Below are 20,176 nucleotides of genomic sequence, written 5' to 3'. Positions count from 1 at the left end.
AGTAACTCAACTTTATTGAGCCTAGTTATCATGATTTAAGTCTAAATATGGTAAATTCAACCTTATTCATATCATCATGATAACTAGGAAAAATGATGTCAGAAGCGAAAGCCAATTTTGAGTACGCGATCTCAGACGCAGAGCAATTATTAGAGTGTTACGATCAGTTAAACGGATGTAACTCCAAGTCCCAACCTCCAGAGGTACTTAAGAGAGCAACTCTGATAATGACTCTCACGGCATGGGAAACCTATGTAGAAGACATAGCAAAAGAACTTGTTGATGCCAAATATGGGGTAGTTATGGGCTCTCAACTAGGGCAAATTATAGAGAATCGTTTAGAGGAGCAACTTAAGTCTTTTCATAATCCTGGCTCTAGAAAAACGAAAGTATTATTTGAAGAATTTTTCGGTATTGATGTTACTGAAGCTTGGGTTTGGAACAATTTTCAAACCGCTGACGAAGCTAGAGTACAACTCAATAAATGGTTAAAAAAACGAGGAGAGGCAGTTCACCGTGCTCAAACTGATATAACTGAAGCGCACATAGTTAAGCGTGAAGAATTGAACAAGTGTATCCGGTTCTTTAGAGAGTTAGTGTCCGTGACTGATGCAAGGTTATCGGAACTGTAATGATTAGATCTTTTCTAATCTTAAGGTGGTTCTTTTGATGAGTCTTACTAGCTAGCTGGAAGTAACTTTCTTACTGTTGTAGTTTCGCTGAAATACTCGTTTCACAAAAATATCAATTTATGGTTGTTTTACGCGATATCAAGATATGGTTGTTTTTATTTAAGTGTATGATTTTAAATGATTCATTATTTTCATTTAATGGTTGTTTCAACAGAAATTTCTAATAGTTAAGAGCCGCTAGCTAATAGCGGCTCTTTTTTTGCGTAAATTGTGTTGTTAAACAAAGAAGTAACAGAACTGGTGGTTTGAAGATCATGCTGTCCAAGTTGATGTTGATAAAGAGACTAGAGAAGAGCATAACGACACGTTTTCGGGGGGAAGTGGTCAAAGTTGGTAACCTCACGAGATTGGTCCGACTAACGTGCATACTAGTTTTCATTATATGGGGGAGGTGAGCGCTAGGTGCATGGCAATGGAGATTCTAGTCCATGTATTAGCAGTGAAACTTGGATTCACTCGAAATGTTCGAAGGGCATTCCAACTAAACAGGATTTCTAGGTTAACCTACTTCGGGTAAAAATCGAGTTAAAGAGCAGCGCATATTTCAAGATGCATTGGAAGCTAAGAATGAAATTTGGAAAAGATGATGACGGTTTATAGGATTACAGATAATTTAAATGATTTTCAGACGATATGTACGACTCCCGATGAAATCGCTATCCAGTTAGGTGATTTCGACTACTTTGTGAGGATCTTATCGCAGGCTACTGAAAATCAGTCTCTGAAAGATATCTGGAAGCCAGTAGAGCTAGAGTTTGAGGATGTTTTTGCCAACAATTCTGTGTTGCCTGATATTAGCTTATGGTTGCGAACATATCTTGTTTTATCCCCCAAAGCATTTGGAATTTTACATAGTTACCTATCCAAAAGCGGAGAGTTTTTACCCACTTACTACCAAGGCGAACAATGGCATTTATATACGTCGATGACATTTGGACAAGAAGACAGACAAAAGTGTGTCGAAAAGATCTCTTATGGAAGCATTGAAGGGTTAGATACTCTTGTTTTTATTGATGATGATGTCAAAGACAAAGCCGTATTTAAGTCGAGATTGGAAGGTGTGGCAAATTTATACTGTACCGATCATCTCAAGTCTTTATGCGAACAAAACCAGCTCGATGGCATCGTATTCTCTTCCGAGTTAACTGACTATTTTAATTGAGTTCTTTTCATCAAAATTTGGTTAGTGGTGAAACTTATAGTTTGCTCGCTGTTGCACCTCGACGCATTTATTGACTTCATTAAGATGAGGGGTGAGGGCGGCGGTTAGCACCTAACCAAACTTTCTCGCCATGCTTTAAGTTATCTCTCTAACTTATCAAGTCACACCTTACTTAGGGTCTTATGGTGACTACTTCTGTATATATCCTTATATTGTTGTTGAATAGCAACAGTGATTTGATTTAATTGCTATATATCAACACCAGTGCTTTTTCATAACATACCTCTGTTGCAACGGGGAACGTTGTAAACCTCAGAAATCAATGGAGTAAGATATGAAAACTACAAAGTTAATTGCCCTTTCATTAGTTGCTAGTGCTGTTTTAGGTACAACATCTGTAGCAGCAGAAACCTTCTTAGGGGCTGACTATCATGATGGTAAGAATAAAGTTGCTTTCCTTAGCGAAAATGTTCGTATTGCTGGCAATGTGTTTCTACCGCCAAATTATGATAAGAGCAAAAACTATCCAGCATTAGTGGTCATTACGCCAGCTAGCGGTGTGAAAGAGCAAACGGCAGGTATTTATGCCGAAAAAATGGCAAAGAAAGGTTACATTACCTTAGCTTTTGACCATCGTACTTATGGTGAAAGTGGCGGCTATCCACGTGGTATGGAAAATGCGCCAATGAAAGTTGAAGATATCAAAAATGCCATTACATTTTTGAGTCATTTCCCAGGTGTTGACTCTCAGCGTATCGGTGAACTGGGGATCTGTTCAGGTGCAGGTTACAGCTTGCAAGTTGCGATGCAGGATACCCGCTTAGATTCAGTCGCGACAGTTAGCGGTTTTGTTGACTTTACTGACTACGGCATGGGTGGTGCAACACAATATATGGACCAACTTACCGGTGATCCTGTTGAACAATATCGCCAACAAATTCAAATGGCTAGTGATGCGCGCCAGAAGTATTACGAAACCGGCGAGGTTGTGCTTGTTGATGGAATCCCATCGGCAGAAAAAGCCAAATCGATGAATGAGTTTTGGGTGCGTGCTGCAGATTACTATCGTAACCCTGCACGTGGCGGTGGTGCGGAAAACTACTCACCTATGCGCGCTGCAATGTCACTAGATACGCGCTATGCCTATAATCCATCAGAAAATATGGCATTACTGGGAGATACACCTTTCTTAGCCATTGTTGGTACAGAGGCGCTATCAGCATACTTCAGCGAAGTTGCAGTAAAACGTGGCAAAGATGCTGGTATTGACGCTGAATTGTTTAAGATTGAAGGTGCGCAACATTTCGACTTATATGATCAAACCAAGTATGTTGATCAAGCTGTCATTAAGCTTGATAAGTTCTTCTCAACAACGTTGCTATAACTTACTTGATGCTTTTATAGAGGCGAGTGGACATCACTTTTGTAGATGATCATCAACGAATAAGAGAAGACAGTCTTTAGTAAAAATTAACTCTTTGTTTTTAAGAGATTAAAAAGACTAAGAGCCGCGATGAGCGGCTCTTTTTTATCCTGTTTTTAGAACAGCAGTTTGTACAATACGGTCGCTTTTACTACTGCGCTAAGTCAGCAATAAAAGTCTGTTTTTTGCTTACGCAAGTCTGCAGTTCACCTTTGATCCATTGGTTAAACAAACCAAAGTCAGAATGCACCGGCCAGAAAAGGGAAGCGACAACTCTCTTGCCAAAAAAGTCGGGGTGGTCGGTAATGATCTTTAGCTTATTCTCTTTCATGTTCTTCTCAACAAGAAATTCTGGCAAAAATGCCATGCCTCTTTGAGCTTTGCACAAATCGAGAATCGTGCCTAAATCGTCCAATCTCCACAAGTTATATGAGGCAATGTTCGATAAGTTGAGCAACTCTTCGCATCCATCCATAAGAAGAACACGCTGAGAAGGGTTACTGGTCACTGAGGCTAAATCTTCATGTGCAACCCACCAACAGTTAACGTGAAACAATTCGTCAATGTTAAAGTCGTTGTTTGTTTTGTGGTATGGGTTCCCCAAGGCAAGATCTATTTTTCCCTCGTTGATGTAATTTCCCAAAATAAAACTTGGCTTGGTGACTACTACCAAATCGACATTTGGAAAGGCTTCCGAGAAATCCAACAGTGTTTTTTTTACATCTTTATTGAATACCAATGGATCGATCCCGACACGGTAAACAATTTGTTCTGAAATATTCATTTGTATCGCTGTTGTAATCAATTCTCGGTACCTTGATACAACGGGTGCGGATAAATGAAATAGACGCTTCCCTTTCTCAGTCAACCAGACTTTTGAATTTTGCCTATTAAATAAATTGAAGCCTAAGTCTGACTCAAGATTCTGAACAGCAGTGCTAACAGTAGATTGGGATTTTCCAAGCTTACGAGCAGCGGAGCTAAATGAACCTTCCTCAACTACAGCTACGAACGAAACAATATTTTCGAATTGTAGTTTCATGATTCGACCAACCTTTTAAAAGCAAGCAAATTATAGGTTTTTGATTTGTAATTTGTATATTTGCAACACAATAGCGTGATGAAACTCGTATTTCAACTCGTTTTATAAAGCAAAATTAATTATTGGTGCTAAATTCAACGTAAGTATATTCCTACATTGCATAAACAATCATCACATTTATCTATCTTTTTGATAAAAATAATTTTTGAAAATAATAAAGTAATGACTCTATTGATGATCTATGTCTCACCGTGTGAATTAATTACCTTATAGCGAGTATTGTAAAGAATACTCGATATATGTCTGTAAGCTATTGTAATTTAAGTGCTTGTTGGTTCTTTATGATTTTTTCAGCATAACTTGATGTGCCGGTCTTTGCCAAATCTATCGATTCTATCGATAGGGGCTATTTTTCCATACCTTTTGGTATTCAATAGAATGGCAAAGCTTTTGTAAATCAACTTCATAGGAACTAAACATGATTACTAAACTGTACGTAAAAACAAGCCTGTTTTTGTCACAATTTAAAAACGACGAGCGCGGTGTAACTGCAATCGAATACGGTCTAATTGCTGTTGCAATGGCTGTATTAGTAACTACAGCAGTAGGCTCAGACGGTTTCATCGGCAAGCTAGAAGGTGCATTCGCTCAAGTTGCGACTGCTATCGATACTGCGAGCAAATAAGCCAAGTAATTACCTTACTGGTTTATGTAGATAATATCGCTAGATATTTGTGCCAGACCTCTGTTTTCATTGGTCTGGCTCAGTTAATTTAGAATATCTAATAAATGTTATTTGAAGCTAATCTCGATAAATTCAGGCAAGAGTCTTAATTTTGAGTCATGAATTGTATTTATTAGTATTGGCAATCGCGTGTTTGTATGTATCTATTACCGATTTTCTTCATCGTAAAATACAAAATAACGCTTTGCTTTTACTCCTCTTGTTGCAGAGTTTTCTTTCACCATTAGATCTTCAGATTACAACCTTTTTGCTGGTGCTAGGGATAGGCTTAATACTTTATGCTCTGATTTGGATTGGAGCTGGTGATATTAAATATGCCGCAGTGTTGTCACTGACAATCCCTCTCAATGACCTACCATGGGCCTATATTATGACGGCGTTTGCTGGTGGTTTTTTAGCGATTATTTATTTAATTACTAGAAAATTAATAAGCAACACGTCGAGTAGCCAAGAAGGCATTCCGTATGGGATAGCAATTAGTGTTGGATTTTATTTAATAATTTTAACTCAAAATACGCCACATATTTAAACCTCCAAGAATGGGCACATTATGAGATCTCGACTGGTTTTACTTGTTGCTATTGTTGCCTTGATCGTAGGCGCGCTTGGCGTTGTCGACTTGTTCAAGAGTCAACCTCAACCCGAAGCTGTCGCTGAAGTGGTCGATAACAAAGATGAACAGCATGTTGCTGTATGGATGACCACCGAAGCTTATGAAAAAGGACATGCGATTAGTGCACAAGGAGTTATCAAACAACAGCTCCCACTTAGTGAAGCACTAACGCTTGGCGTCAGAGAAGACGCACAAATCAGTTTTTCACCATCCGTTTTATTAAACCGAAGCCTAAATCCAGGCGATGTTGTGTTACCAGAGTACCAAGTTTCTCCCGGTCAACCAGGGTATATCGATCTACTGGTAACGGAAGGCATGACCTTGTATCCACTGAAAGTGAGTGATCAGAACTTAATCAAAGATTACATTCGTCCTGGCTCATATATCGACATTCTTACCGTGAGTTCTCCAAACGCTAATCTTGCTGAAAATATGGATAAGCCGAAGCGCTTTCGAGGTGTAAAAGCGTCCATGTTCCTAAAACATGTCAAAGTACTCAATATTGGTGATGGCGAGGGTGAAAACAGCAACATTACCGCTCGAACACCAAATAAAGAAGACGGTATGACGACGGTGGTTATCGAAGTGAAGCCAGATGAGTTGGCAAAGCTAGCGTTGGCTCAACGAACTATGCATATCGAAATTTATCGAAGCCAAACCTATACGCAGCCGGAATACGCGGAAGTACGCAATGTTATCGACAATTATACCGGAATCGAAGAGTTACGCGGTAACGTTAATGATCCTAGAGAGGCTTTGTAATGATGATACACCATCGAATTAAGCAAGTACTGTGCGTCTCCTTTACCTCTCTTTTGATTGGCTTGCTTTCTATAACAAACACTTTTGCTGCTGACCGATCTATCACACTTAATGACGGTCAGCACATTCAATTAAAGATGCCGATTGGAAAGGTGTTTATCAGTAACCCTGATATCGCCGACTACAAAATCATTAATGACAATACGCTAGTGGTTTTTGCCAATGGCATTGGTCAGTCTCGCTTGATTGTCTATGGAACAGACGATGATGTGTTGCTTTCTGACCGCATCATCGTTGATTTGGATCTAAGCGAGGTTAGACGTCAACTCAAGTTCCATTTTCCTGATGCCAAAGTCAAGGTTCAATCGGTGGGCGAGCAAGTCGCAGTGAGTGGTGTTGTTGATTCTGAAGAAACTCGTGATGACATTTATCGCATGGTGGCAACCTTACTCGGACGAGAAAAAACCGAGAAGTGGGAGAAAGTCGAAAAGCTGGAGTTCAAATCTGACTATTCAGATTATGAAGAGCCAGAGAGCATGGTTTTCGCTCGCAATATGACTTGGAAAGGAATCATTGAACGCATTAAGGTTGCAACGACACAACAGGTAAACGTCAAAATCTCAGTCGCTCAAGTTAATGAATCTTTTAGTAAAACAGTTGGGGTCGATTGGAGTTCTATTGGTTCTAAAGCGGGTGAGTTCGTATTTGACCAATTTGATGCGGCAAACCTAAGTACCTTGATCACTGCATTGGGTGACGATCAGGTTGCAGAAGTCTTGGCGGAGCCAAACCTGACGGTACTTTCCGGTGAATCGGCGAGCTTCCTTGTCGGTGGCGAAGTGCCCGTTATTGTGTCGAACAACAACAACGTGAATATTTCGTTTAAAGAGTTTGGTATTAAGCTCGACCTTACAGCGAAAGTACTTAGTCAAGACAAAATCCGAATGCAGCTAGCTCCGGAAGTGAGCGAAGTAGAAAGCTACGTCGAAGCTGCAGGCATTAAAGTGCCACAGTTGTCATCACGACGTGCAATGACAACCGTTGAACTGGCAGACGGAGACAGCTTCATCCTTGGCGGGTTAATGAGCAGTGCTGATTTAGAGAAAATGCAAAAGATTCCTTTCATTGGAGACATTCCTGTACTTGGTGCTGCATTTCGTAAAGCAACGACAGAAAGAAAGCGAACTGAGTTGATCATCGTGGCAACAGTAAACCTCGTGGAACCAATCAAACCGAAAGATATTCAGCTGCCACACATCAAGAAAACCTCAACGTTAGCGCGTTGGTTGAATATTGATTCTGACGGTAATTCTAACACGTCATCGGATGCGACGATTCGTCTGCTATCTGAAGGAGGGTTTATTCAATGAAGAAGCTAGTACTTATTGCTTTATTGACATCGTCACTCTTTGGTTGCGCAACAGAGCGATATTTTGGCGGAAATGGCGCTGAAGCCGTGGTGTATAAAGAGCATCATAGCTTTGAGTTTGCAGTAAAGAATCGTGCAGAAACAGAAAAGCAGATTAAGCAACTGATTCAAAAAATCGAATCGATGGATAAAGAAGCCACTTACGTGATCGATTACAAATCCGCGCGCAGTAAAACGATGTTAAAGAAGACATTTGAGCAGTATCCGTCACACATTATTGCCCCGCAAAGAGTGGAATATCGTTATACGCCAGCTTTACCAAGTGATCTGAATATCCAAGTGACGTTAACGCGTTTGCAAACCCAGCAATGCTCGCCTGCACAGATTCAAGTTCAGTTAGGTGAACCAGACTGTTTTGTTGAATCGATGCGTCTTAAACAAGTGTCCTACAAGTCTAGATTAGTAGGAGAATAATAATGTTTGATTTAACTAAAGCATTAACAACGAAAGCAAAACCGGCACAGTCTTCGACGACAGGTGTTGCTGGATGTACGTTGTTTTATCAATCACAAGAGTGTTTAAACCTCGTTCAGGAAGTGTTTCGATTCGAAGGTTGGAATGACCCAGAATGTGTAAGAGCTAACGCAGGCTTAACCAAGCTGACGGAACAACATAGCAGTCATATTGTTATCCTTGAACTGAACGAATCGAACAACGTCGTTGAAGATGCTAAGTCTTTCGCTAGCAAACTACCAACACACAAAGGTGTCGTGGTCATTGGTAAAGAAGATGCAATTTCGACGCTTCGTTCCCTCAAAGACATGGGCTTTTACTACGTCTTTTGGCCGGTGAACAAACAAGAGTTCGCAGACTTCTTAAACCATGTTAGTAAGAACTTGAAGACGTTCTCTGGTGTTAGCCAGAAGCGTAAGGCGAAGCGTGTAGCAGTGGTGGGTTCAAAAGGTGGTGTTGGTGCATCATTCATTACTACTGAATTGAGTTCGTTACTATCCACTCAAGGTTCCGATACCATTTTGGTTGATCACCAATACGCAGATACCAACATCGATGTTTTATTGGGACTGAAAGATTTTAAACCGCGCGGTATCGATGAGTTTACTGCTCCCTTGCATGAAATGGATGAAGAGGGAGCACTTAGCTACCTGTTTAACGCACGAAAAAATCTGCGTCTGTTGGCTATCGATGGCGACATGAGTCAAAGCGATATTCTCAACTATAACCAGACGCTCTGTGATCTTTTAGCTCGAAACACGAACTTCATTATTGAAGACTTCTCGGGCGGTGTGGACTTCAAAGTTGAACCTCAACTCTTGGTAGAAAACTTTGATGTAGTTGTGCTGGTTTTGGATGCGTCGGTATCTTCTGTAAGAAGTGCCAAACGACTGTTTGAGAAAATTTCCAATTTACAGCTCACATTATCGTCCCGAACTCGTGTGATTACATTGGTGAATTATCACCGTCCGGAAAACGCGTATGTATTACAACGTCCTGATCTTACCAAATACTTAGGTGCGGATGTTGATCTCGAAGTGGGGTACTGCAAGTCGTTGTCGCACATCATTATTGATGGCAAACGAGGTCATAAGCACGATCGTCATATTAACCGTTCTATGGAACTACTGGTCAAGCTGATTAATGGTCAACCTGTTGATCAAAAAGGCATGGGATCTTGGTTGAAGAGGGTGCGTGCTAAATGAGTTCGAATAAAGACTTATACCTCGCGTTTCGCGGGCAAATATTTGAAGCACTAGATGCTGAAGCGGTTCAGAAAATGAGCCGCCGAGACTTAGAGGCTCAAATCCAAGCCGCTGTTGATCTTCTTGCAAACAGCTACCAACGTCCGATCACTTCGATGATGAAGTCAGGCTTGGTGAAAAGCTTAATTGATGAACTGTTTGGCTTAGGTCCATTGCAGCCTTTGGTTGAAGATCAGTCTATCTCCGACATCATGGTAAATGGACCTAACAACATCTTTTTTGAAAGACACGGTAAAGTCCAAAAGTCAGAGGTGTCTTTTGTCAACGAAGAGCAGTTGTTAGCAATTGCTAAACGCATTGCTTCGCGTGTTGGACGACGTGTTGATGAACTGTCTCCAACGGTTGATGCCAGACTTGAAGATGGCAGCCGTGTGAATATCGTTATCCCACCCATTGCGTTGGATGGGACCTCGATTTCAATACGTAAATTCAGAGAGCAGAACATCGGCTTTGAAGATTTGATTGGTTTTGGTTCTATGTCTCCTGACATGGCGAGAGTGCTGATGATTGCGTCTCGTTGTCGAATGAATGTGCTGATTTCTGGCGGTACGGGCTCAGGTAAGACGACGCTGCTTAACGCATTGTCTCAATACATCGCTGAAGATGAGCGTATTGTCACCATAGAGGATGCGGCGGAATTACGCTTGCAACAACCTAACTTGGTTCGATTGGAAACGCGAACTTCGAGCGTTGAGCAGACTGGGGCGGTGACGCAGCGTGATTTGGTGATTAACGCACTTCGTATGCGTCCAGACCGAATCATTCTTGGTGAGTGTCGTGGCTCTGAAGCGTTTGAAATGTTGCAGGCCATGAACACGGGACACGATGGTTCTATGTCTACACTGCACGCCAACACACCGAGAGATGCGATTGCGCGTGTGGAATCGATGGTCATGATGGCGAACTTAAACCAGCCGCTTGATGCGATTCGAAGAACCATCGTCAGCGCTGTGCAAATGATTGTCCAGGTTAACCGACTGCGCGATGGGTCTCGTAAGATCACCAGTATCTCTGAAATCGTCGGCTTGGAAGGCGATAGTGTGGTGATGGAAGAGATCTACCGTTTCCGTTATGACGATGCACATTTTGGAGAAACCGTTAAAGGTGACTTCGTAACCAGCGGCATCATGCAACGATCTGAGCTTGTAAAGAAAGCCCAATTCTTCGGGCTGTATGACGAGCTGATGGCATCGTTTAAGGGGATATAACATGCTTTGGCTCTCACTTATCCTCTTTGCGTTCGTACTGCTTTTGGTCAGAGACTCAAAGGTCAAAAAGGTCGATCAGTTTTTCAACATCGAAGAAGCTGAAGCGGAAAACTTCAATGCTATCAACGTAAAATCACTGGTACGAAAACAAAGTTGGCAAAAGTTCAAAGAGTCTATTTCTCCAACACTAAAAGTACTTGGACCACGTTCATCGCTGTATATCGCTTTGTATATCACGGCGAGTCTCATCGCCTCTTGGTACGTCGTGGTTAAGCTGTTGTTGATGACGAACACCGGGTTGATCGTAGGCTTGTCTTTGGTGTTTACCATCATGGGTTACCGCTACCTAGTGACAAGAAGGCGACGTGATTTTGAAAACACTTTCCCTGATGCGCTAAACATTCTGATGAGTGCGGTAACCGCGGGTGACAGCTTAATGCAAGCCATCAGTTATGTTGGCGAGGTGATGGATAACTCGATTGGGCGCGAGTTTAAACTGATGGGGGACCGACTTAAGTTGGGTGAGTCTCCGGAAGTGGTACTTCAACGTTCGTGTAAAAACTACCCTTACCCAGAGTTTCTGTTTTTCACTGTAACCCTTAGAGCAAATATTGCGCGAGGCGGTCAGCTGAAAGGCGTACTAGCAAGACTTATTCGAGTTTTGGTGGACGCAAGAACCCTAGAGAAAAAGAAGATGGCCATGACGTCTGAAGCGCGAATTTCTGCCAAGATTGTTGCGGCAATTCCGTTGATTTTCATGATCATTCTTAACTATGTAAACCCTGACAACGTCAATTTCGTCTTGTATGACCCTTCTGGTCGTATCGTGTTGTTTTATGTACTTGGCAGTGAGTTATTTGGCTTGTTCATTGTTTGGTTGTTAGTCAGAGGAGTACGCGCATGATGCTATTGATTGCCCTTATAGTACTGTTTGTTTCGTTGCTTTTCTTGATTTTCGATTCGCTTCGTACAGAACAACGACGCAAAAAAGTCGCCCTTTATATTGGCGGTGATGCTGTACGTGCGCCTTCCCGTGTTAACCGCTTTTTTGTTCGTTTCGGTAAAGAGCATCGACATGAGCTGGAACAAAAACTCATCGAGGCCGGCTATTACAACACAGAGTGGGCGAAGTTCTACTTCCCTGCCAAATTAGCGGTGCTCGTGGTTGTTACAGGATTGGTGTTGTTGTCGGATATGACAGCAAATAATCAGCTAATCATCATTATTTTTACGCTTATTGCTGTGATTGTTTTGCCGGATACTTTGCTTCAAATGCGACGCAAAATGTTGATCTTTAAGACATCATCTCAGTTACCGTACTTGCTGGACATGATGTCAGTTTGCGTGCAAACCGGTATGACGATTGAGGCGGCATTGGTTTATCTGGGCAAAGAGTTGGCTGAGTTTGACTCTGACCTTTGTTATCAAATTAAACGCACCTCAGATTCGGCAAAAATCCACGGGCTAGAAAAAGCGCTAAATGACCTCAGTGATCGTATTCCAACGCCGCCAATACGAAGCTTCGTGCTGACTATCATTCAAAACTTGCAATACGGTACATCAGTGGCTCAGGTGTTGAGCGATCTCGCTGAAGACATGCGAAAAGTGCAAATCCTGACCGTTGAGGAAAAGGTAGGCAAACTCTCCGCTAAGATGAGTGTCCCGCTGATCCTCTTCATCATGTTCCCGATCGTTATTCTGATTCTCGCACCGGGAATCATGCAAATGACATTAAATATTTAGGAGAGTAACCAGTGATTGGAAAACGCATTTCTCTCGCTTTGTTAGCGCTGGGCGTGTTGGCAGGTTGTCAATCGACACCTTCGCAGCAGAGTCAGCTACAAGATGACGTCGCGAGCATGGAAAAAGTGAAGAACTATGATGGTTTAATCTCTCACTACAAATCTCAGTTAGAGCAAGGTTCGCAAGATCCAGAAGTGAAAGAAAAGCTGGCATGGGCGTATTTCCATAAAGGGGATATCGAGTCGGCAAACTTTTATGTTCAGCATTTGCAAAAAGAGGGGATAGAGAGCCCTGACTTGTACCAGTTAGAAGGGCAAGTGTTTGATGCAAAAAATGACACTGATAGCGCGGTAGAGGCGTATTTATCTTCCATTAAAACGGGTAATGAATCAGGACAAATCCATGTATTACTGGGTGTGTCGTACGCCAAGTTAGGTAAATACGAAGATGCTTACCAAGAGCTGAACAATGCACGTTTGCGTGGTTATGATGATGTCGCGATCAAGAACAACATCGCGATGATTCATATGGCAAATGGTGAATACGAGCAAGCCATCGAAACACTGATGCCAGTACTAAAAGATAACCCGGAAAATAAAGTAGTGAAGGCGAACCTAGCGATTGCCCTTATGAAAGCGCAGCAGATGGATGCGGCGAAGAAACTACTCAAAGGTGATTTTTCGGATCAAGAGCTCCACAGTATCGCCGTCGAATTAACTCAATATAGGAGTTAATGATGAAATTGCTTTCTAAACAAAAAGGGGTAACGGCGATCGAGTTCGTAATGGGCGCGCTCGTTTTGTTCTTTGCCACTTTTGCCATCTTTGAGTCGAGTTACCAAATCTATGTTGTGAACATGACGGAATATTCTCTTCGAGAAACTATACGAAACACCAAGATTTACGAGGGCAAAGGCATAAATCAGCAGTACGAGGACAAGTTTAAATCTCTGATCGAAGCTGATGGTAACTTGTGGCATTTCTTAATCGATAGCTCGCGATTTTCTATCAAAGGTCGTTACTACAAAACCTATGATGACTTCATTGCGAATAGAGGATATTCGGATGAGGGCTTGAACTTCAACTACAACTTAGCGGAGATAACGGTCACTTATCGTTACTCTCCGATCATAAAACTTGCCGGTGCAGCAGATCGAGATATCTCAAGCACAATGGTACTGAACTTAGAGCATGAGGGGTGGAAAGATGACGCTCCGTAAACAAGGTGTATGTTCTCCAAAACGCCAAAAAGGCTCATTTATGGTTGAGCTTGTGTTCATTCTTACTGCGTTATGGGGTGTTTACCTTTTTGCCGCGGATTTGAGCTATCAGTTGCTTTTGCGAGCCAAGCTTGATCGTTCTAGCTTTGCGTTGGTGAACGTAATCAAAGAGCGTTCGCGTTACTTTGAGGGCGACGTGTTAGGTGGAAAAAATCTAGCGGTAACCAATGCCGATTTAGAAGACTTATCCAAAGTCGCGAGTCGAATGCTCGGCACGCCCCCAAACGATGTGGCAATCAAAATCGAGTCATTGACCAATAAAGTGAATGTGGCGGTATTTACCAGCAGTAAATACAACAGACTAAATTGCAAAACGGATTCAATACTCGCACACGCAGATTTGGCTCCGGTGGAAAAGGGCGTGGTGTATCCATTGTACCGCGTCAGCCTTTGTGAGGAGCAAAGCTCTTGGTTCAAGCCGTTCTTTAATGGCGGTACCGGCACAATCGTGAAAGTTGGCTCTTCTTCAATAATGCCAGGGAGATAGTGAAATGAGAATGCAGCAATATCAGCATCGAAGTCTCCAACAACAAAAGGGCGTCGCCGCTGTATGGATGGGCTTGTTGCTTGTGCCTATTATGGGCGTCACTTTTTGGGCTGTTGAGGGCACCCGTTATGTGCAGGAGTCGAGCCGACTAAGGGATTCAGCGGAAGCTGCGGCAATGGCCGTTACGATTGAAGACCAACCGGGTGCAGCCCGTGCGCTGGCAACGAAGTATGTCGAAAACTATGTGAGAGACATCAAGTCAACCAACCTTTCTGCTCAACGTTTTTATCAAGCGGAAGACAAGGATACTGGTGCTCTTGAGTATATCCAATACACAGTGAACGCCAGAACAACGCATGACTCTTGGTTTGCAAGCAGCTTTATCCCATCGTTTGATAAGCAGCAGGAATTAGCTGGCCGATCGCTGGCAAGAAAGTACCCTGCTTATCTTGGGGATAACAACATTGATATCGTTTTCGTCTCGGACTTTTCTGGCTCGATGAATGATAAGTGGGGCTCAAGTCGGAGCAAAAAAATTGACGATTTGAAAACCGCGATCGATCAGATATCAAACAAGATTCTTTGTAAAAAAATCCGTCAAGACTTCGTCGACGGAGAGTGGAAAGACGTTTGTGATGAGCCTGGAGAAGACACCACCGGGGACAAACTGCTTAACCGAGTTGGTTTTGTGCCGTTTAACGTTCGCACCAGAGAAATTGTGGCAGGCAATAGAGCCAATGCGACAAGCCAACTAAGTTACAAGAACGGGTACAAGGCTTATTTGTCACCTTATAGTTACAACGATATCGATTGGGACTACTGGCGCACGTATTCGGCAAGCGAAGTGTACAATTGTGCTTATCGGCAGTCGTACTGCCAAAGTCCTCGGTCAGAGAATCAGAATTATGCCAAACGTATTCGTGATGTTCTCGAAGCAGATCGCTACGCCGTAGCTGATGTCTACAACTATGTTGATTTACCGACTTCGGTATCGACCATGTTTACTGATAAATCAGGATTAAAGCCTAATTTCTATGGTGTGAGCGGCACCCGACTGTTTAATGCTCATGGTTCTTCAAATTCATCGCAGTTTTATAACATTCAATTATCGAACAAACTTTCAGATTTGGACTCGATTAAGTCGATGTGGGCAGACGGTGGTACCGCAGCGTTTCAAGGCATATTAAGAGGGTCTCAGGTTCTTCATGATGGAGACCCAAACAGTACCGATGAAGAAGAGCAGCAAGCTTACAACAAGAAAATCAAGATGTTGCTGATTTTGAGTGACGGGCAAGAAAGCCCTAACAACGGCATTCTGAAGGGGCTAGTAGACAACGGTATGTGTGATAAAGCCAGAGCAGAGATTCCGGGCTTATACATCGGTGTTATTGGTATCGATTTCCGTGCATCTCAACAAAGTGGTTTTCAAGACTGTGTTGTTAATCCAAGTGAAGACATCATTGATGTATCTAACTTAGATGAATTGATTGAAAAGATAGAAGAACTCATCCGCAAAGGCTCAAAAACAAGCGGAATAACTAAGTTGTACTAGAGGAAAATATGAAAAAGTTAGTCATTGGTGCATTCGCTATCTCGACGTTGCCGTTTAGCCTGATAGTTAAGGCAGAAGAGGGGATTAGCGTTTATTGCGACAATACCTTCAGCGAGTACCAACATAGTATCAAAGTGGATGACGTTGTCGGAATTGCTCAACATCGACAGGGCTTTTTACAAATAGAGCAGAAGTCTAACAATGGTGAGCTCAAACAAGCATTGGCAGGTAAATCAAAGTTAGGGTTGGATCAAACAGGCTGTACGACATGGATTAGCAATCAAAATAACAATCATCAAGGTGATGGCTTGGTTGCGCGTCTGCATTTTGGTTTTGATAAATCCAACTTAACACCAATGGGCAGCAAAGCTCTGAATCAACTCGCAGGTTCGCTTAAAAATAGCGATAGTGCTATTGCGGTAGATGGTCATACCGACAGCAAGGGTTCTGAAGGCTACAACCAATCGTTAGGCTTGCAACGTGCGTTGACAACGTCTAACGGTTTGATTGCGCAAGGCGTGGATAAAAGCCGTATTGTCGTTCGTTCATTTGGTGAAACTCAGCCGATTGCGTCGAATTCAACCGCTGAGGGGCGAGCACAAAACAGACGCTCAGAAATATGGGCTTCTAAGAATGATCAGGCAAAACCAGATCAAATAAAACCAGACGAAGTAAAGCCAACGGAATAGGTTTTAATCGTAGAGCGTTCACCTTGCCTAAAACGCAAGGTGAAGCATTAACAACAATGGTGTCGTGGTGGGTCAATTTGGAGTGGCAGTGGGTAAATCTAAAACAATAATAGCCATTATGGTGGGGGTAGCGTGGAGTGGTATGACCGCTGCCTCAGAGCTCATTAACTTTAACGAGCAAGATACATTAAACAGCATTAATACTGCTTACGACCAGCAGTACAGTGCGCTGAGAATTGATGAAAACATCTCGCACTACAATAAATTGAATGCTGAAATAGAGTCCACCAAGATCAAATTGGCGACTAATGTCGAGATGATCAAATCTGACTCTAATCGCTTGAAAGACAAGTTGGTTGATGGTGTATATGACGAATCCTTAATTCTGACTTTGCGCAATATGTCTGCCAAAGTGAATTCAATGAAAAAGGAAATTGAAACCGCGGGGAAGTTGTTGGTCGAAACTAAGCAGCAATTGTCACAAGACCAACAAGAGGCAAGTCAAATCGAGCGAGTGAAGAACGACGCACTCCTTGCTCTGTACGAAAAGATAAAAGAGCGTCATTTGAATGAATCAAAACGTGTGATAAACGATACTTATTCTGGTCAATTGCAGTGTAACGTTGCGGAAAGTTTATCAACGTGCGTAAACCGAAATCTCCCTTCTATCAAGAACGCTTTTGTATTAAGCAAAGGTGGTTTATCTCGAATCAAACTCACGAGCTTTAAAGTCGTGGATGCAAACCAAAAATTAAACGGCGACCTTTCTTTCACTGCGGACGCAAGTTACAAGCACAATTACAGTGCGAATACAGAGGTTGAACTGAGACAAGCACTTGATCTTGATAACGTGCGCTTTGTGTTCCGTTCAAACTCACCACAAACGGTTTTTTACATCAATGACCAGGAAGTCGGCTCTGGCGAGCGAGTGGATGTAACGGGCAACTATGTGGGTATCTATAGTGTGCGAGCCGTGAACAATCATAAAACTCAGTCGCTTAAGCTAAATCTTAAAAATGGTGGCGACTACTTCTTCCCGTTTGCGAGCAAAGCCAGTGCTCCGAAGGCGGTTCCTACACGTTTAGCGGTAGAAGACAAGACTGATGCGAACAGTGAAAAGGCTCAACCTAAAGATACAGTAAGATTCTCTGAGAGTTTGTTACCACCTAAAGTCGTCGCTGAGCTGGAGTCTGCAGAAGAGCCCGATCTTCAGCGTTACACCAATAAGGTACTGTACAAAGATGAAGCCTTTACTTATCTATTGCCAAGATTCAGAGGTAACAAAAAGTCTCATGACATCTTCTTAAGTCAGGCTGACGCACAGAAATATTGTGAGCGTCTATCGTCTCGTTTGCCAAACAAAGCCGCTTATGAATACTTGCGCCTCTATACCTATCTATCTCCGGGAGATTACTGGACGAAAGATGGCAAAGTGTATTCATCGGAGAAGCATGAAGAATTGGATCAAGCATTTGATACAAATAAGTTCATTTGTATGGTGAACATGAACTAAGACATCGTTCCCCCTTTAAATCTTATTAGTAAACAAGCACATTTAAGAGCCGCATTTCGCGGCTCTTTTTGTTCCTATTACTGGAAACTTCCTGAATTCGACTGACGCAACAACGTTGGGCGTTATCGACTTTCTCTGTATTGCAGTGAAATTTTGTTACTGATGATCCTGTCTTTAACCATAGCCTCTAGTTATTTCTGTTCATCAATATGGATCGAAAAATCATCTCGTAGAGGCCTTGAATGACGAGTGAATAGCAATGGGACAGAGAATATGAGTGAAGTGGCAACGTTAGAAGCTTGGCTATACCAAGGCAATGTGCCTCTGTCGATGCTATTTCTCGGAGTCGTATTGTTGTCATACTTACTTGAAGATTTGGCTATCGTTACTGCCGCTACTTTAGCGGTAGAGCAAGTGATGCCAACACCTCTTGCGTTATTGGCGATTTTTACAGGTATCGCCACAGGGGACATAGGGCTTTATTGGCTGGGGAAATTGGCACAAAAGGTACGTTTTTTCCGCTATCGCTTGCTTCGATATCAACGTGCTAGGCGCGTGCGACGCACACTTCATCGTAAAGCTTTCATTACGTTATTCATCGTTCGGTTTATTCCCGGATTAAGAACCGTAGGATTTACGCTTAGCGGATTTTTGGATGTGCCCAAAATGAAGTTTCTCATCGCCGTGTTAAGCGCGACGAGTTTATGGACTGCGTTGATTTTTGGCTCTTTCTTCCAACTAGGCAGCATGCAATGGCTTCAACAACATCAAATAAACAGTTTGTTGATTCCGATTGGATTGGTCGTGATGTTGCTGCTCAACAAACTGATTTCAAAAACATTGTTAAGGAACACATATGGTGCAACTCGCCCACGTTGAAATGATCCCAAACGGAATGGTTAATGCAGGTATGCCCATTCTTCAAGAACCAAAGCGAGTAGTCTCTCCGTTTGAGTTTTTACCAGCTTGGTTTTTTTATACACCCGTGGTGATTCAAAGCGCGGTCCTCAGCGCTATCCACCGAGATTGGGCATTACCTTTGATCGCAAACCCTTCAATCAAGTTAAGCGGTATGGTGGGGGAGTCCAAGCATGACATTTTCGCTTCTTCGGGAGACAAAACTAAGCAGTGGATATTGCCTTTTATCACATTAACTAAGACGCATGAACAGCTTGAAACTGCTTTAGAAGACGCAATACAGCAGCTAAAACGATCGAGTTTAGAGTATCCATTGGTGGCGAAACCTGATCTTGGTTGCCGTGGTGCTGGCGTGAAGTTATTGCGTTCAGATGAACAGCTAAGAAGCTACATTAAAACGTTTCCCGTTGATGGACGTTTCCTGTTACAGAAGAAATCAGACTACAGCGCTGAAGCTGGGGTATTTTACGTCAGGCAGCCAGGCGAAACCCGAGGGAAAATCATCTCACTGACATTAAAATATTCCCCTCGAGTGATTGGTGATGGGCAGTCTACACTTAAGCAGCTTATCGAGAAGTGTCCAAGGGCTGGTAAGTTACAGCACCTTTATTTACCAAGGCACAGTGAGCAATTAGAAGTGATCGTCGCGAAAGGTGAAGAATTTCAACTAGCCTTTGCAGGAAGCCATTCACGTGGTGCCATTTTTCGCGATGGTAACCGATTCATTACGCAAGAGCTGGAAAAGAAGCTCGATCAAGTGCTAGGGGATTTTAATGGATTCCACTACGGGCGATTGGATATCAAGTTTAAAGATATTCATGCTCTAATGAATGGTGAACATTTTGATATCTTAGAGATTAATGGTGCGAGCAGTGAAGCGGCACATATCTGGGATAGCGATACACCACTAACTCATATCTTCGCCACATTGCTAAAGCAGTACCGATTACTTTATCAAATCGGATCAAAGCAGAGGCTGCGAGGGCATCAAACGCCGACACTGGGTGCTCTCATTCAAGCATGGCGAGAAGAGAAAGTCCTGACGCAGCTGTACCCGATGACAGACTAAAAGCATTGATCTATACCCAAGTATCTTGAGGTTATTTGGGTATGGATACCCCAACAACGGGTGATGAATGGGGACATCTGTTATTCAACTTCACGCCGTAAAACAGTTATTCAGTACTTTTCTTATTTAATT

At 42.6% G+C, this 20,176-nt stretch carries 21 protein-coding genes; 20 read left to right on the top strand and 1 reads right to left on the bottom strand.

What is annotated here, in order from left to right; translation table 11 throughout:
• The first annotated feature begins 92 nt into the window (after nt 1–92).
• The 3 genes from OH463_RS18905 (at nt 93) to OH463_RS18895 (ending at nt 3,238) form a co-directional block, all read left to right on the top strand.
• Nucleotides 93–632 (top strand): HEPN domain-containing protein, encoded by a 540-nt coding sequence (locus OH463_RS18905; RefSeq protein WP_269992082.1) that lies wholly within the window; start codon nt 93–95, stop codon nt 630–632.
• A gap of 643 nt (nt 633–1,275) precedes the next feature.
• Nucleotides 1,276–1,854 carry a hypothetical protein gene (locus OH463_RS18900; protein WP_306305196.1) on the top strand — a complete coding sequence of 193 codons (579 nt, stop codon included), beginning with the start codon at nt 1,276–1,278 and terminating at the stop codon, nt 1,852–1,854.
• 334 nt (nt 1,855–2,188) lie between these two features.
• Nucleotides 2,189–3,238 carry an alpha/beta hydrolase gene (locus OH463_RS18895; RefSeq protein ID WP_005452346.1) on the top strand — a complete coding sequence of 350 codons (1,050 nt, stop codon included), beginning with the start codon at nt 2,189–2,191 and terminating at the stop codon, nt 3,236–3,238.
• Nucleotides 3,239–3,428: 190 nt separating this feature from the next.
• Here the strand turns inward: OH463_RS18895 and OH463_RS18890 are convergent, their stop codons facing one another.
• Nucleotides 3,429–4,319, bottom strand: coding sequence for a LysR family transcriptional regulator (locus tag OH463_RS18890; RefSeq protein ID WP_269992079.1), 891 nt, complete (start codon nt 4,317–4,319; stop codon nt 3,429–3,431).
• Between the two features lie 478 nt (nt 4,320–4,797).
• Here OH463_RS18890 and OH463_RS18885 point away from each other — a divergent pair, with 478 nt between their 5' ends.
• From OH463_RS18885 to OH463_RS18805, 17 genes are all read left to right on the top strand, one after another.
• On the top strand, nt 4,798–5,004 hold the full coding sequence (locus OH463_RS18885; RefSeq protein ID WP_005452340.1) for a Flp family type IVb pilin: 207 nt from the start codon (nt 4,798–4,800) through the stop codon (nt 5,002–5,004).
• A 151-nt stretch (nt 5,005–5,155) separates the two neighbouring features.
• The gene (locus tag OH463_RS18880; RefSeq protein ID WP_005452337.1) at nt 5,156–5,593 is read left to right on the top strand and encodes an A24 family peptidase; all 438 of its coding nucleotides are present in this window, start codon (nt 5,156–5,158) and stop codon (nt 5,591–5,593) included.
• Between the two features lie 21 nt (nt 5,594–5,614).
• Nucleotides 5,615–6,439, top strand: a complete 825-nt coding sequence (cpaB, locus tag OH463_RS18875; protein ID WP_009697301.1) for a Flp pilus assembly protein CpaB — start codon at nt 5,615–5,617, stop codon at nt 6,437–6,439.
• Nucleotides 6,439–7,809, top strand: coding sequence for a type II and III secretion system protein family protein (locus OH463_RS18870; RefSeq protein ID WP_005452333.1), 1,371 nt, complete (start codon nt 6,439–6,441; stop codon nt 7,807–7,809). Before cpaB ends, OH463_RS18870 begins: the two co-directional genes overlap by 1 nt.
• A complete protein-coding gene (locus tag OH463_RS18865; protein ID WP_017190738.1) occupies nt 7,806–8,282 on the top strand; it encodes a hypothetical protein in 477 nt (158 codons plus the stop codon). Before OH463_RS18870 ends, OH463_RS18865 begins: the two co-directional genes overlap by 4 nt.
• A 2-nt stretch (nt 8,283–8,284) precedes the next feature.
• A complete protein-coding gene (locus tag OH463_RS18860; RefSeq protein WP_009697303.1) occupies nt 8,285–9,526 on the top strand; it encodes an AAA family ATPase in 1,242 nt (413 codons plus the stop codon).
• Nucleotides 9,523–10,794 (top strand): CpaF family protein, encoded by a 1,272-nt coding sequence (locus tag OH463_RS18855; protein WP_005452328.1) that lies wholly within the window; start codon nt 9,523–9,525, stop codon nt 10,792–10,794. The genes OH463_RS18860 and OH463_RS18855 overlap by 4 nt, the downstream gene beginning before the upstream one ends.
• Nucleotide 10,795: 1 nt before the next feature.
• Entirely contained in the window at nt 10,796–11,698 is a 903-nt protein-coding gene (locus OH463_RS18850) for a type II secretion system F family protein (RefSeq protein WP_005452326.1), read from the top strand.
• Nucleotides 11,695–12,537 carry a type II secretion system F family protein gene (locus OH463_RS18845; RefSeq protein ID WP_005452324.1) on the top strand — a complete coding sequence of 281 codons (843 nt, stop codon included), beginning with the start codon at nt 11,695–11,697 and terminating at the stop codon, nt 12,535–12,537. Before OH463_RS18850 ends, OH463_RS18845 begins: the two co-directional genes overlap by 4 nt.
• An 11-nt stretch (nt 12,538–12,548) precedes the next feature.
• Nucleotides 12,549–13,271 carry a tetratricopeptide repeat protein gene (locus OH463_RS18840; protein WP_050907104.1) on the top strand — a complete coding sequence of 241 codons (723 nt, stop codon included), beginning with the start codon at nt 12,549–12,551 and terminating at the stop codon, nt 13,269–13,271.
• A gap of 2 nt (nt 13,272–13,273) precedes the next feature.
• On the top strand, nt 13,274–13,756 hold the full coding sequence (locus OH463_RS18835) for a TadE/TadG family type IV pilus assembly protein (protein ID WP_009697305.1): 483 nt from the start codon (nt 13,274–13,276) through the stop codon (nt 13,754–13,756).
• On the top strand, nt 13,743–14,303 hold the full coding sequence (tadF, locus tag OH463_RS18830) for a tight adherence pilus pseudopilin TadF (protein ID WP_269992070.1): 561 nt from the start codon (nt 13,743–13,745) through the stop codon (nt 14,301–14,303). Before OH463_RS18835 ends, tadF begins: the two co-directional genes overlap by 14 nt.
• Nucleotides 14,304–14,307: 4 nt before the next feature.
• Nucleotides 14,308–15,855, top strand: a complete 1,548-nt coding sequence (locus tag OH463_RS18825; RefSeq protein ID WP_020480879.1) for a TadE/TadG family type IV pilus assembly protein — start codon at nt 14,308–14,310, stop codon at nt 15,853–15,855.
• A gap of 8 nt (nt 15,856–15,863) precedes the next feature.
• On the top strand, nt 15,864–16,544 hold the full coding sequence (locus OH463_RS18820; protein ID WP_005452313.1) for an OmpA family protein: 681 nt from the start codon (nt 15,864–15,866) through the stop codon (nt 16,542–16,544).
• A 118-nt stretch (nt 16,545–16,662) separates the two neighbouring features.
• A complete protein-coding gene (locus OH463_RS18815) occupies nt 16,663–18,057 on the top strand; it encodes a hypothetical protein (RefSeq protein ID WP_269992118.1) in 1,395 nt (464 codons plus the stop codon).
• Between the two features lie 273 nt (nt 18,058–18,330).
• A complete protein-coding gene (locus OH463_RS18810; protein ID WP_009697125.1) occupies nt 18,331–18,936 on the top strand; it encodes a DedA family protein in 606 nt (201 codons plus the stop codon).
• Complete coding sequence (locus tag OH463_RS18805) at nt 18,914–20,044, top strand: D-alanine--D-alanine ligase (protein WP_269992063.1); 1,131 nt, start codon at nt 18,914–18,916, stop codon at nt 20,042–20,044. The genes OH463_RS18810 and OH463_RS18805 overlap by 23 nt, the downstream gene beginning before the upstream one ends.
• The last annotated feature ends 132 nt before the right edge of the window (nt 20,045–20,176 follow it).

Source organism: Vibrio sp. NFR, from assembly GCF_027587095.1.
Taxonomy (GTDB): Bacteria; Pseudomonadota; Gammaproteobacteria; order Enterobacterales; family Vibrionaceae; genus Vibrio; species Vibrio harveyi.
The sequence above is the reverse complement of the archived record's forward strand: the minus strand, read 5'-3'. Positions and strand labels throughout refer to the sequence as shown.

Coding starts and splice junctions, on each gene's coding strand:
- OH463_RS18820 (WP_005452313.1), top strand. CDS start 15,864: ATGAAAAAGTTAGTCATTGGTGCATTCGCTATCTCGACGTTGCCGTTT.
- OH463_RS18805 (WP_269992063.1), top strand. CDS start 18,914: ATGGTGCAACTCGCCCACGTTGAAATGATCCCAAACGGAATGGTTAAT.
- OH463_RS18850 (WP_005452326.1), top strand. CDS start 10,796: ATGCTTTGGCTCTCACTTATCCTCTTTGCGTTCGTACTGCTTTTGGTC.
- OH463_RS18865 (WP_017190738.1), top strand. CDS start 7,806: ATGAAGAAGCTAGTACTTATTGCTTTATTGACATCGTCACTCTTTGGT.
- OH463_RS18855 (WP_005452328.1), top strand. CDS start 9,523: ATGAGTTCGAATAAAGACTTATACCTCGCGTTTCGCGGGCAAATATTT.
- OH463_RS18895 (WP_005452346.1), top strand. CDS start 2,189: ATGAAAACTACAAAGTTAATTGCCCTTTCATTAGTTGCTAGTGCTGTT.
- OH463_RS18815 (WP_269992118.1), top strand. CDS start 16,663: ATGGTGGGGGTAGCGTGGAGTGGTATGACCGCTGCCTCAGAGCTCATT.
- OH463_RS18900 (WP_306305196.1), top strand. CDS start 1,276: ATGATGACGGTTTATAGGATTACAGATAATTTAAATGATTTTCAGACG.
- tadF (WP_269992070.1), top strand. CDS start 13,743: ATGACGCTCCGTAAACAAGGTGTATGTTCTCCAAAACGCCAAAAAGGC.
- OH463_RS18835 (WP_009697305.1), top strand. CDS start 13,274: ATGAAATTGCTTTCTAAACAAAAAGGGGTAACGGCGATCGAGTTCGTA.
- OH463_RS18885 (WP_005452340.1), top strand. CDS start 4,798: ATGATTACTAAACTGTACGTAAAAACAAGCCTGTTTTTGTCACAATTT.
- OH463_RS18870 (WP_005452333.1), top strand. CDS start 6,439: ATGATGATACACCATCGAATTAAGCAAGTACTGTGCGTCTCCTTTACC.
- OH463_RS18810 (WP_009697125.1), top strand. CDS start 18,331: ATGAGTGAAGTGGCAACGTTAGAAGCTTGGCTATACCAAGGCAATGTG.
- OH463_RS18890 (WP_269992079.1), bottom strand. CDS start 4,319: ATGAAACTACAATTCGAAAATATTGTTTCGTTCGTAGCTGTAGTTGAG.
- OH463_RS18860 (WP_009697303.1), top strand. CDS start 8,285: ATGTTTGATTTAACTAAAGCATTAACAACGAAAGCAAAACCGGCACAG.
- cpaB (WP_009697301.1), top strand. CDS start 5,615: ATGAGATCTCGACTGGTTTTACTTGTTGCTATTGTTGCCTTGATCGTA.
- OH463_RS18905 (WP_269992082.1), top strand. CDS start 93: ATGATGTCAGAAGCGAAAGCCAATTTTGAGTACGCGATCTCAGACGCA.
- OH463_RS18825 (WP_020480879.1), top strand. CDS start 14,308: ATGAGAATGCAGCAATATCAGCATCGAAGTCTCCAACAACAAAAGGGC.
- OH463_RS18845 (WP_005452324.1), top strand. CDS start 11,695: ATGATGCTATTGATTGCCCTTATAGTACTGTTTGTTTCGTTGCTTTTC.